The organism is Ectobacillus ponti (assembly GCF_024294785.1).
Lineage (GTDB): Bacteria > Bacillota > Bacilli > Bacillales > Bacillaceae_G > Ectobacillus > Ectobacillus ponti.
The window spans coordinates 38,485-51,385 of the sequence record NZ_JANCLT010000004.1 but is presented as its reverse complement, the minus strand read 5'-3'; the positions used below and the strand labels follow the sequence as shown (position 1 = coordinate 51,385).

Here is a 12,901-nt window from a genome sequence, read left to right as displayed (position 1 = left end):
CCCCCTTACGCTTTGACTTCATTCTGCTTCATCCCGCGAATGAGCACTTCCACGACTTCCTTGCGGCTGAATGTGCTTGGCGGCAGCTCGCCGTTGCGCAGCAGTTCACGCACTTTTGTGCCGGACAGGATTACATGGTCCTCAGCAGTATGCGGGCAAGTCTTGTGGGATGCCATAGCTTCGCACTTATTGCAGTAGAAGCTGTGCTCGAAGAACAGCGTCGCGATGCCGATTTCTTCAGGTGTGAAGTTGGAGAAGATCTCCTGTGCTTCGTATGTGCCGTAGTAGCTGCCGACACCGGCATGGTCACGGCCGACGATAAAGTGCGTGCAGCCAAAGTTTTTGCGCACCATTGCGTGGAAAATCGCTTCACGCGGGCCGGCATAGCGCATGGCCGCCGGGAATACCGCCAGGAAGACACGGGACTTCGGATAATAGTTCTCAAGCAGAACCTGATAGCTTTCCATGCGCACATCCGCAGGAATATCATCAGACTTTGTTTCGCCGACAAGCGGGTTCAGGAACAAGCCATCAACGATTTCCAGAGCGGATTTTTGGATATATTCATGCGCGCGGTGCACCGGATTGCGCGTTTGGAAGCCGACAACTGTCTTCCAGCCAAGCTCCGCAAATTTTGCGCGTGTTTCTGCCGGATCCAAACGGAACTCTGCGAAATCAGCCTTTGGCACACGTTTGACAAGAACGATGGAGCCGCCGATATATACGTTTGGACGCTCAATCATTTTCTTCACGCCCGGGTGAGCCAGTTCTGTTGTCTTGTAGACAAGCGCGGCTTCCTTCTCTTTGTCAGGCGTATAGATGTCTTCCACCTTCAGCACACCGTATGTCACGCCAGTATGCGTCAGGCGCACTTCTTCCCCAATTGCCAGCTCGGCTGCTTGCTCTTCTGTTACGGGCAGGGTAATCGGAATGCTCCATACAGTGCCGTCTGCCAGGCGCATGCCTTCCACAACCGCTTCATAGTCAGCGCGCTTCAGGAACCCTGTCAGCGGGCTGTAAGCGCCGACTGCAATCAATTCCAGGTCGCTCAGCGCTGTTGCATCCAAAGCGATTTCCTTTGCCAGATGAGCGGTTTCGTATGTTTCGTCTACAAGTTGAATTAGTGTTCCTCCGTGAGCTGGTAAACTCATTGTGAAATTCCTCCTACATGCTTCTTCTGTTTTGTATCCTTTAACAAACTGATGACTCCAAGTGTTGCCAACACTCCGGCCGCAACCATGAAGATGGCATAGCCGTCGCTTTGCAGCATTTTAATGAACGAGTAGGCAAGCAGCATGGAGATGAACGGGGCCACAAACCAGACCTTCAGCATCTGGGTGACAATCCCTTTTTGAAATACCTTCCATCCCTCCTGCGCCGAGCCAATGCCGACAATGGAGGAGGTGGTGATTTGCGCGATCGGCAGCGGAATGCCGAACAGGGCAGCTGAAATGACGAGTGTGGAGCTTGTTGCCGAAATGGAAATTCCCTCAAGCAAGGAAACTTTGGTAATTTTCTTTCCGTTCGTCTCCAGCACGCGGCGGCCCAGCAGAATGGCGCCAAGCGCCACGAACAACCCGCCGAGCAGCAAAGCTGTATCTATAGTCAACAGATGCGCCCCGACCAGCGGCGCAATCGCGTTGGCGACATTTTTCATACCGGCTGAGTATGCTTCAAAAAAGCCGGTCAGGATCACCAGGAAGATAAAGAGAGGGCGCCATTTTCCGTTTTCCAAATCCGGATACTTGGATTTAACCCTGTGAATGAGCTTCCCGATGACAAATGTAAGGGTAAAAGCGACAACCGGCGTAATGAGCCAAAACATGATGATGAACAACAGCTGCTTGATATACAGGACATGATAGGCGATTCCCACTCCCGCCACTGCTCCAATCGTGATCTCACTGGTGGAAAGCGGAATGCCCAGCACATTGGCAATAAACAGAGACAAGGTTGCCGCCAGCAGTGCCAGCATGGCCACCTGCACCGTGAACACCTGCTCCGGAATAAGGCCTGAGCTGATGGTTTTCACAACCTTCTGTCCGCCGAAGACGGACCCGCCGACAATCGCCACTGCGCAAATGACCAAAGCAACCCAGCGCCTCTTGATGGCGCCGGAGCCGTATGCGACTCCCATAGAAGCTGCGGCTCCGCTCGCCCCAATATTCATGGCGAAAAAGAAAGCAACAAGAAAAGCGAGAATCATAGCTTCATCTCCCTACTGATGCAGACCGCATTCAGTTTTCGTCGAGCCGGACCAACGGCCGTCACGGGAATCCCCGTTTGCCGGAAGCGTGCAGGTTTCACAGCCGATGCTCGGATAGCCGATATCATGCAGCGGGTTATATGGCAGGTCATTCTTGTATACATAGCGCCATACTTCCTTCCACGTCCAGTGAATGAGCGGGCAGATTTTAATGGATTGGAATTTGTTGTCCAGATTCAAAAACTGCGTGTTGGCACGCGTTGGCGACTGCTCGCGGCGCAAGCCGGAAATCCAGGCTGTTGCTCCGCTCAGCGCCTCTTCAAGCGGGCGCACCTTGCGGATTTGGCAGCACAGGTTCGAATTTGTCTTCCACAGCTCATCACCATGCTCGGCTGCCTGCTCCTCCAGCGTCAAGTCCGGCTGCTTCATTTCAATGCGCAGCTGCGGGAAACGGGCCTTCACGCGGTCAATCAACTCATATGTTTCTTTAAAGTGTTTGTTGGTGTCCAGAAAGACAACCTTGGCATCCGGCTTTACCTGTGAAATCAGATGCAGCAGAATCATGCCTTCGACGCCCATGCTGCAGGCATAGACCACTTCTTCGCCGTACTGCTCGTACGCCCAGCGCAATACAGACAGGGCTCCCTTCGTTCCATCCTCCTGATCAAAGGGCACTGTAGCCTCTGCCCATGTTTCATATGTCAGCAAATGAATTCCTCCTTCTTAGCGGTTCCTCTATTATAAGCGTGCCTTCCCATATCTCCAGGCAGAACGGCTCTCCCATCCTTCCGGGAATGTGCTGCGGCAGCTTGCGGTCCTTTTTCCCTCCACGGCACCCAATTTCTTTTGGCAATAAAAAAACCTTTTCATTTTGAAAAGATCGGCAAAGGCAATGTCTTACCTTATCTTTCAAAATGGGTCCCATTTTGCTGGATGTGGCACCTTGCTCTTGACAGGTTGCCGGGCTTCTCCGGGCCAGTTCCCTCCACCGCTCTGGATAAGTATGTTAATTTGTATTCTAGCACAATTCAAAACTTTTTCAATGCTTCATTTCCGATAAATTCGATATTTTTTTAGGGAAATAGATTTTTACCTCATGTATATGGAGAGAAAAGCGCATTGGCACACAAGATTGCTTCATTGTAGCATATATTCACCCAACATTCTGTAAATTTTGCTCACGGCACCTCAGGTTGCCCGCAAAGCCGAAAGAGCCGGCTGGGAATCCCAGCCGGCTCTTGCTTATACAAGCTCCTGCGCGCGTGTGCGATCCTGCTTCACAAGGTCACGGAATGTCTCACGCTCTACCACCGTATGAGACTGGCCGTCTTTTACAAATACAACAGCCGGGCGCGGAATGCGGTTGTAATTGTTGGACATGGAATAACCGTATGCACCTGTGCAAGAAACCGCCAGCGTATCCCAGGAAGCGACAGCCGGCAGCTTCACATCCCACAGCAGCATATCTCCGCTTTCACAGCACTTGCCTGCGATGGACACGACTTCCTCCGGCTGCTCGTCGGCGCGGTTTGCCAAGATGGCTTCGTACTCTGCACCATACAGCGCAGGACGGATGTTGTCGGTCATGCCGCCGTCCACCGCCACATACTTGCGGATGCCGGGAATTTCTTTAATGGAGCCGATGGTGTACAGTGTTGTGCCGGCATCTCCGACAATGCTGCGGCCCGGCTCAATCCAGATTTCCGGCTGCGGATAATTGCGCGCGGAGAACTGTTCGCGCACGGCTTCCGTCATCTCCTGTACATACTGCACAGCCGGCAGCGGTGTATCGCCCTCCGTATAACGGATGCCGAAGCCGCCGCCGAGGTTCAGGATCGGCATTGTATGGCCGGTTTCAGTGCGCACAAGGTCCACAAAGGCCGCCAGAATTTCAACCGCACGGACGAAGCCGTCTGTTTCAAAAATCTGTGAGCCAATGTGGGAATGGATGCCCAGTACATTGTAGTACGGCTTAAGCGTAGCCATTTTGAGCGCCTGCAGCGCCTGGCCGCTGGAAACGCCAAAGCCGAACTTGGAGTCATCCTGGCCAGTTGTAATATATTCATGCGTGTGCGCCTCCACGCCCGGCGTCACGCGAAGCAGAATATTGACCTTCTGCCCGCGCTGCTGTGCCAAATCATGAAGCACTTCAAGCTCGAAGAAGTTGTCAACCACGAAGCAGCCAATGCCGGCTTCAAGCGCCATTAGCAGCTCTTCCTCTGTCTTGTTGTTGCCGTGGAAATGAATGCGTTCAGCCGGGAATCCCGCCTGCAGCGCCGTGTACAGCTCGCCGCCGGACACAACGTCAAGAGACATTCCTTCCTCTGCCGCCAGACGGCACATTTCCATGCATAGAAACGCTTTGCTGGCGTATGCCACCTGGTAGGAAAACCCACTTTCCTTAAAAGCGAGGTGGAACGCACGGCATTTGCCGCGGATCAACGCTTCATCGTATACATACAACGGTGTTCCATATGTTTTTGCCAATTCTACTGTATCGCATCCGCCAATTTCAAGATGTCCTTTTTCATTAATTCTGCTTGTGCCGTGCAAATACACGAAAACTCCCCCTTTTGCTTCTTCAGACTCCTATCAAAACAGGTTTCCCCTCGTATTCGGACCAATAAAAAAACGCGCGGAACCTATGTTCACACGCGTTTCTTACGAAAAATGATGTACGGACATCACGAAAAAGCAGGCTTTTTCAATAAGAAACCGCATCAACATCTCCGAATAGCTCTTCACAAGGCTTGCTTGTGACAGTTCTGCACTTCTTCAATGCAGACCCAGCAGCTTGCAGTGTGGCTGCATCCCGCTTCGGCAATTGCCCCTTTCGGCAGCGGTCACGGACTCCACAAGTCTTGCGCTGTTTACTTTTGACAATTGCAACCTCTACCAATGAGAGTTTAGATGAGGCTGTTATATTCGTTTTTATGAATTACTGTACTTAAAATAACAGAGGACAACAAGAGTTGTCAAACGATTTTTCTATTTTATTGTTTATTTTATGTAACAAACTGCAAGAATATGCATATACTAGAGCGGCTTGCGGCACTTCAGCTTTGTATCATCCGGCAGCTTTTGGATTTTCACCGGACCTGCCTCCCATTCCCCCTCTTCATTGTTGAAGGGAATTGTCACCTTTTCAAATGGCGGCTTCGGCTCGCCGCCCGGCACTGCCCGAAAGGTAATCAGTTCAATCTCAGCCTGAAATACGTATGTGCCGCTGTATACCTTTTTCATACTGGCAATCTTCAGACAGTCATATTTCTGCGTCCGGCCATAATGCTTCTCAACCGCCATGTTGATTTTGGGAAACAGCACAGAATACAACGCATCCTCCAGCATGTCCGGAGACTGCGCGGCTTGCACACACGGGCTTGCAGAGAGGCATAACGCCGCACACATAGAAAGAATCATGGTTTTCACAACAAACCCCCTCCTTCCTTTTTCCGTTAGTGTATCCGGCTGCGTTCTTTTCAACCCGCCAAGAAGAGCTGCCGTCCCCTTGTGAAAAACCTGTCGTTTCTCAAAAAAGAAGTCTGCCAATACTCCGCTGTTTCTGTATAATGGAAGGTACAGAATATGCAGAAAAGATACGCATACAGCGTTTCTTTCCTAACATATACTTGTACAGGAGACATCAGATGACTTAGGGTTTTGGGAGAGGAGTTTAGCATGAAAGAGTTGTTTCCAAAAATACGCTTTGCCCTTTTGGCAGTGGTGCTGCTTTGGCTGAAGACGTATGCAGTGTATAAGCTTGCCTTTGATATGAAAATTAAAGATGCGTCCGAGGAAGTGATTTTGTTCTTCAACCCGGTGGCTTCGCTGCTTTTGCTGGTCGGGCTTTCCTTGTTTGCGGGAAAGCGCCGCAACCGCTGGATTATGGCCACGAGCTTTTTGCTTTCTGTGCTGCTGTTTGCCAATGCCGTCTTTTACGGCTTTTTTAACGACTTTATGACCGTTCCTGTTCTGTTTCAGACAAATAACATGGCTGACCTTGGGACAAGTATTAAAGAGCTGGTGACGTATAAAACACTTCTCGCATTTACAGACTTGTTCATTCTGTGGTTTGTACTGCGCCGATTTCCGCGCTTTGCCAGCACCGCGCCTTTAACCCGGACAGAAAGATCGGCCTACTACCTGGCGGCAACCGCACTGCTTCTCGTGAATGCTGCCGTCGCCGAATTACATAAGCCGCAATTTTTCAGCCGTTCCTTTGACCGCAACACGATTGTGAAGCATCTCGGCCTGTATACGTACCATCTGTATGATGTACTGCTGCAGTCGCGCTCCTCCGCCCAGCGGGTGTTTGCCAGCAGTGACGGGTACACGGAGATCGCGAACTACGTGCAATCAAAGAACCGGCAGACAAATCCTGACCTGTTCGGCATTGCCGCCGGCAAAAATGTGATTGTGGTTTCTATGGAGTCCACACAGTCCTTTGTCATTAACAAGAAGGTAAACGGCAAGGAAATTACGCCGTTTTTAAACGATTTTATTAAGGACAGCTTCTATTTTGACAACATCTATCATCAAACGGGACAAGGAAAGACATCGGATGCCGAGTTCATCGTGGAAAACTCCCTGTATCCGCTCGACCGCGGTTCCGTATTCTTCACCCATTATCAAAATGAATTTACGGCGACGCCGGAGATGCTGAAGGACCGCGGCTATTACTCTGCCGTATTCCATTCCAACGATAAGACATTTTGGAACCGGGACTTGATGTATCCGGCACTTGGCTATGACCGGTATTTCAACAAGGATGATTTCACCAGACTGGAGCAGAACTCCGTCGGCTGGGGCCTGAAGGATAAAGAGTTTTTCGAACAGTCGATTCAGAAGCTGAAATCGCTGCCGCAGCCGTTTTACACGAAGTTTATTACACTGACAAACCACTTCCCGTTCACACTGGACGCGAAGGACCGGTACATTGATGAATATCATTCGGAAAGCCAAATCGTGAACCGGTACTTTCCGACTGTCCGCTATACGGATGAAGCCCTCAAGTACTTTGTGAAGCGGCTGAAGGAGGAAGGCCTGTATGAGAATACAGTGTTCGTCATTTATGGCGACCACTACGGCATTTCCGAAAATCACAATGCAGCGATGGCGCAGTTCCTTGGCAAGGCCGAAATTACGCCGTATGACTCCATGCAGCTGCAGCGTGTACCGTTCTTGATTCATGTGCCCGGACAGTCCGGACAAACCATCTCCAAAATCGGCGGCCAAGTGGATATGAAGCCAACCCTGCTGCATTTGCTCGGGGTCAAAACAAAGCCTTATATTGAATTTGGCACGGACCTGTTTGTCAAAGACGAACACCCGCTTACCATCATGCGGGATGGCAGCTTCGTATCCAAGGACTATATGTACACGAAGAACACCTGCTATCAGATGGGGACGGGCCAGCCGGCTGATCTGCAGGCATGCGAGCCTTATCTGGAGAAGGCCAAGCTGGAGCTGCAGCAGTCCGACAAGCTCATCTACGGCGACCTGCTCCGCTTTGATCCAAATAATACGCATCCTACAGGCACCATGACAACGAAGCTGGAGTAGAGGGCTCCGGGGAACCTCCCCGGGGCTTCTTGCTTGTGCCGCTGCAGCCCTTGGCAAACAGGGAAATTTATGCCACGTCCGGCCCCAAAGTATGATATGATAGAAGATGCCATACACTATTTAAGAAATTATAAAAGGAAAGTAAGGGATCTTATTTTGTACAGAGCAGCTATACCAAATTTATTTACGCTCGGTAATTTATACAGCGGCTTCCTGTCCATCGGGTATGCCTCTGTGGGCAACTACCGTTCGGCTGCCATCCTGGTGCTGATCGGGATGATGCTGGACAGTCTGGATGGGCGCATTGCCCGCCTGCTCCGGGTGGATTCTCCAATGGGCAAGGAGCTGGACTCCTTGGCGGACATCGTCACCTTTGGGGCTGCGCCGGCACTTTTAATGTATTACACATCATTCTCTCAGCTTGGAATCCTCGGTCTATATATCGCCGGCTTATTCCCATTATTTGGCGCCTACCGTCTGGCACGCTTCAATGTGACGCCGACTTCGACATCGCTGAAGTACTTCACTGGTGTCCCTATTACCGCTGCGGGCGGGCTTGTTGCTTTTTTGACGCTGTTTTCTATTCCAAATATCGTACTTATTATCGTTTTTATCGCGTTCGCCTTCTTAATGGTAAGCCGGATCCAAATTCCAAGCCTGAAGGATGTGCCGCTGCCGAAATACAGCATCATTGTCACGCTGTTTCTCATCGGTGTCATCCTCACCTTGTACAAGACGCAGTACAGCCGGATGCCGACCTTCCTGTTTATCGCCATCCCGTTATATGTGCTCTACATGTCGTCCCAGTTTCTGCGGCGCCGGCACTTTGACAAAACGAACATGAAGTAAAAAAACCGCACAATGTGCGGTTTTTTTACTAGGCTTGCACTTTCTGTTTCAGTTTGTTCACCGGCGTTACAGGCTCCTGCCCGTCCAGCACGGATAGAATATTGCGAACTGCCAGCTCCGCCATGGCATCGCGCGTTTCAATCGTTGCGTTGCCGATGTGCGGCGTCAGCACCACGTTTGGCAACGTCTTCAGGTCTTCTGCAATTTGCGGCTCAAACTCAAACACATCGAGTGCCGCTCCCTCAATCACACCTGCCTTCAAGGCATCTGCCAGCGCCTGCTCATGCACCACCGGGCCGCGGGCCGCATTGATGAGATACGCTGTCGGCTTCATCAGCTTCAGCTGCTCCGCCCCAATCATATGGCGCAGAGAGGGATTGTAGGAACAGTTAATGGCTACAAAATCAGATGACTGCAGCAACTCCTCCAAGGAGGCGTAGGAAGCGTCCAGCTGCTCTTCCACAGCCGGCTTACGATTCGGACCGGTATACAGAATGTGCATCCCGAAGGCCTTCGCCCGCTTGGCTACTGCCTGTCCAATTTCGCCAAGGCCGATAATGCCAAGCGTCTTGCCGTATACTTCCCGTCCCAGGAAGAACAGCGGCGCCCAGCCGGAGAAGCCTGTTGTCCGGCACAGCACATCCCCTTCCGGAATCCGGCGCGCTGCTGCCAACAGAAGGCCTAACGTCAGCTCCGCTGTTGCTTCTGTAGAAACCTTCGGCGTGTTTGTCACCGGAATACCGCGCTCTGCCGCATAGGCATGGTCGATATTATCAAAGCCTGCGCCGTAGTTCGCGATAATTTTCAGGTTTGGCGCACCGGCGATGGTTTCCTTTGTTACCTTCGTGGATAACAGGCTCAGCAGCGCGTCCTTATCCTGCACCCGCTCCTGCAGTTCTGCCTCCGTGATGAGTCCCTCTCCTTCATACACTTCTACTTCATGGCCTTCCAACAGCTGCAGTCCCAGCTTTGGAATGGCACCTGCCACGAGAATTTTTGCCATGCTTGCTCCCCATCCTTTCCGCCATTTCATTCACGAAGTAAAATAAAACGCTTTCTCTCTTATTGTAAAAGTCATCTGACGAGCTGACAACTAAAATGTTTATAAGATACCGGTCTGCTGCGGTCATCTTCTGCCACTGCATGAAACAGGAGCTGACCTCTATAGATCAGCCCCCTTAGTTTATGCAGGTTCCTCCGCCACAACCGCTGCCGGCTTACGACGCAGCCTTTGACCCATCCCCTTCATCGCATGATAAGCAGTCGGAACAATAATCAGCGTCAACAGCGTGGAGGTAAGCAAGCCGGAAATCACGACAATGGCCAATGAGCGGGAGATGAGGCCGCCTTCTGCAGACAGTGCCAGCGGAACAAGCGCCCCAATTGTGGCCAAGGCTGTCATCAGAATCGGACGCAATCTTGTCGCCCCAGCTTCAAGCAGCGCCTCTGCCGTCCCCATGCCGGCCTTTTCATTCTGCGCGGCACGGTCCATCAGCACAATGGCATTTGTCACAACAATCCCAATCAGCATCAGGAAGCCGACGAGAGCCGGCATGCCAAGAGCCTGCTTCGTCGCATACAGCCCGAACAATCCGCCCGAGAACAGGAATGGCAGCGATGTCAAAATCGCAAGTGGTGCCGTCATGCTGCCGAACGTCACGAGCATCACGATAAATACAAGCATGATTGCCACACCCATGGCAATTGCCATGTTGCGGAAGCCTTCATTCATGGAGGTTGCGGCGCCCTCGGAGCGCTGCTTCACGCCGCCCGGCAGCTCCAGCGTTTTCATTCGCTTATCCACCTCGGCCTGTACGCCGGACACATTATCTGTTGTGTAGCGGCCCGTAATCTCTACGTACTCCTGCTGATTCAGGCGGAATAACGCGGACGGTCCCGGTTTTTCCGTCAGCGCCGCCACTTCGGACAGCTTGATTTGCTTGCCGGCCGGCGTCACAATGGTATGATTCAAAATGGCATCCACAGAAGACAGGTCTCCCTGCTTCATGCCAAGCTGCAGAGTGGTTGTTTTTCCGTCAATCTGCACATTTGTCACGGTATCGCCGTTGATGAGACTGCGGACAAACCCCGCAATCATGGCGGTGTTCAGCCCGTACCCGGCTGCCTGTTCCTTGTTCACTTCCAGACTGAGCTGCGGCTTTGTCGCCGACAGATTGCTTTTCACATTGGAAAGCCCTTCGATATCTCCGATGGCATCCACAATCATCTCACCCGCCTTTTTCAAATCCTCAGCCTTGCCGCCCTCCACAACGAGCATCATCTGTCCGCCGCCGGTCAGGCTCACCGGTGATAGAGCCGGCTGCAGCTCCGGCGCGGCCTCTTTCGCTTTTCGCTGCACTTCTTTTTCAAATGCTTTGGAGTCTTCCTTCGATACGGTTTGCTCCAGCAGGATGGTCAGACGAACCCGTTCGCCCTGAGCCACTGTTTCATAGCTTTTGACATGCGGCTCCTCTTCTACAATCGCTTCAAACTTCCGCGCAATCTCATTTCCCTTGGCCAGGGATGTGCCGGCCGGAAGGTCTGCAGCCAGCTGGAATACAACCGCTTTTTCCTCAGGCAAAAAGTTTTGCGGGATCACGGTCACAAGCGCCAGCGATCCGGCGAACATCACAAAGGACAGCAGCAGCGTGATGGCGCGGCGGCGCAGCGTCCATTGCAGCACCCGCTTATATGTGCGCTGCAGCCCGGTTTCCTTGTGCGGTTTTTGCTTCACCTGCAGCAGGAAATACTTTGCCAAAAGCGGAACGACCGTAATGGAAACAAGCAGGGAAAATGCCAGCGCAACCAGCACGGTGATGCCAAACGGAGCAAAGAAGCGCCCGATAATGCCTGGTACAAAGGACAGGGGACCGAACACTGCCATCGTTGTGACCGTGGAAGAGGTAACGGCGCTTGCCACCTCCTTTGTCGCTTCCAGCACCATGAATTCATTGCGCCGTTTGCTTGTCAGTGTGCGTCGGTAAATATTCTCAATGACAACAATCGAGTCATCGATGACACGGCCGACTGCCACCGCGATCCCGGCGAGCGTCATCATGTTCAGGCTGTAGTCCAGAAACTTCAGCGTGATCATCGCCGCCAGCACAGACAGCGGTATGGACAGCACAGCCACAATGGTGGCCCGGATATTGCGGAGGAACACAAACGTTACGATAACTGCAAACAGTGTGCCAAGCAGCACCTCCCGCAGCATGCTGTCCACTGACTTTTTCACCTGTACGGCACTGTCCTGCTGAATGGTCAGCTTGTAGCCGGCAGGCAGCGGCAGCCCGTCAAGCTTCTCCTTTGCCTGGCGTACAAGCTCCACCGCGTTGGAGCCCGGCTGTGCTTTTACCTCCACCAGGATGGCCGGCGTTCCGTTCACTCTTGTTTGCGTTAGCTTCTTTGTATCCTTCAGTTCCACTGTGGCAATATCCGCCAGCTTCACTCTGCCCGCGCCGACCTCAATCTGCTTGATTGCTTCCAGAGAATCCAGCCGGAAGTCGGCCTGCACATTCAGCGTCCGGTCCTTGATTTGCACCTGGCCGGCCGGAATCGCCAGGTTGGAGGTCACAATCGCCTGCTTGACCTGCTCCATGCTGATCCCCTTTGCCAGCATACTTTCAGCATTGAGCCCAATGGATACTTGCTTTTCCGTGTCTCCCAGCACCTCCACCTTGCCGATGCCTTCGACTGTCGCCAGCAGCGGCTTCACCTTCTCGTTCACATAGGCTGTCAGATCAGCGGCACCCGCGCTCTCAGAAGAAAGTGCAAAGGACAGAACAGACATCTGTGACGGCCCATCCTTCATGACAACCGGCTTCTCCGCCCCTTCCGGCAGCTTCAAGGAAGCCAAAGCGCTGATGACATCCTTTTCCGCTTCCTCCATCTTGCGGTTCATTTGAAATTCCAGAATGGCCATGACATAGTTGCTGTGTGATTCCACATACAAATTCTTTAGCTTCTGTACACCCGACAGCGTACTTTCCATCGGCTTGCCGATATCCTCAAGCCCCTGCTCCGGCGTAGAACCCGGGTATGGCACCTGTACGATAACGTAAGGGATATCCACATTCGGCATTTCTTCCATTTTCATGGTCTGAACCGAGTACACCCCTCCGGCGATCAGCATGATCATCGCAATCAAGATGACACCCGCATTTTTCAGTGAAAACTTCGTCCACACTCCCATTTCTTTTCCTCCTGACTTATGTACCTATTCTTCACAAGTCCTATTGTAAAATGGCCGGGGTCTTACTTCATGCACCAAACGTTCCATTTTAT

At 52.2% G+C, this 12,901-nt stretch carries 9 protein-coding genes and 2 riboswitches; of the genes, 2 read left to right on the top strand and 7 right to left on the bottom strand.

Annotated elements, in window-relative coordinates; all coding sequences use genetic code 11:
• Positions 1-5 precede the first annotated feature (5 nt).
• From sat to NK662_RS08955, 5 genes are all read right to left on the bottom strand, one after another.
• Positions 6-1,151: a sulfate adenylyltransferase gene (gene sat / locus NK662_RS08975; RefSeq protein ID WP_254758591.1), complete on the bottom strand. Its 1,146-nt coding sequence runs from the start codon at positions 1,149-1,151 to the stop codon at positions 6-8.
• On the bottom strand, positions 1,148-2,206 hold the full coding sequence (cysP, locus tag NK662_RS08970; RefSeq protein WP_254758590.1) for a sulfate permease: 1,059 nt from the start codon (positions 2,204-2,206) through the stop codon (positions 1,148-1,150). Before cysP ends, sat begins: the two co-directional genes overlap by 4 nt.
• Positions 2,207-2,218: 12 nt before the next feature.
• Positions 2,219-2,914: a phosphoadenylyl-sulfate reductase gene (locus NK662_RS08965; protein WP_254758589.1), complete on the bottom strand. Its 696-nt coding sequence runs from the start codon at positions 2,912-2,914 to the stop codon at positions 2,219-2,221.
• A gap of 191 nt (positions 2,915-3,105) precedes the next feature.
• Positions 3,106-3,210: riboswitch (SAM riboswitch) on the bottom strand.
• A gap of 238 nt (positions 3,211-3,448) precedes the next feature.
• Positions 3,449-4,765, bottom strand: a complete 1,317-nt coding sequence (lysA, locus tag NK662_RS08960) for a diaminopimelate decarboxylase (RefSeq protein WP_254758588.1) — start codon at positions 4,763-4,765, stop codon at positions 3,449-3,451.
• 167 nt (positions 4,766-4,932) lie between these two features.
• Positions 4,933-5,109, bottom strand: a riboswitch (Lysine riboswitch).
• A 133-nt stretch (positions 5,110-5,242) separates the two neighbouring features.
• Positions 5,243-5,626, bottom strand: a complete 384-nt coding sequence (locus tag NK662_RS08955; protein WP_254758907.1) for a DUF3888 domain-containing protein — start codon at positions 5,624-5,626, stop codon at positions 5,243-5,245.
• Positions 5,627-5,884: 258 nt separating this feature from the next.
• Between NK662_RS08955 and NK662_RS08950 the strand changes: the two genes are divergently transcribed.
• Together NK662_RS08950 and pssA are read left to right on the top strand one after the other, a co-directional pair.
• Entirely contained in the window at positions 5,885-7,768 is a 1,884-nt protein-coding gene (locus NK662_RS08950) for an LTA synthase family protein (RefSeq protein WP_254758587.1), read from the top strand.
• A gap of 156 nt (positions 7,769-7,924) precedes the next feature.
• On the top strand, positions 7,925-8,617 hold the full coding sequence (pssA, locus tag NK662_RS08945) for a CDP-diacylglycerol--serine O-phosphatidyltransferase (RefSeq protein WP_254758586.1): 693 nt from the start codon (positions 7,925-7,927) through the stop codon (positions 8,615-8,617).
• Between the two features lie 28 nt (positions 8,618-8,645).
• On the opposite strand, the gene NK662_RS08940 is transcribed toward pssA, so the two are convergent.
• Both NK662_RS08940 and NK662_RS08935 read right to left on the bottom strand, forming a co-directional pair.
• Complete coding sequence (locus NK662_RS08940) at positions 8,646-9,620, bottom strand: 2-hydroxyacid dehydrogenase family protein (protein WP_254758585.1); 975 nt, start codon at positions 9,618-9,620, stop codon at positions 8,646-8,648.
• Positions 9,621-9,800: 180 nt separating this feature from the next.
• Positions 9,801-12,809: an efflux RND transporter permease subunit gene (locus NK662_RS08935; protein WP_254758584.1), complete on the bottom strand. Its 3,009-nt coding sequence runs from the start codon at positions 12,807-12,809 to the stop codon at positions 9,801-9,803.
• Positions 12,810-12,901: the final 92 nt, after the last annotated feature.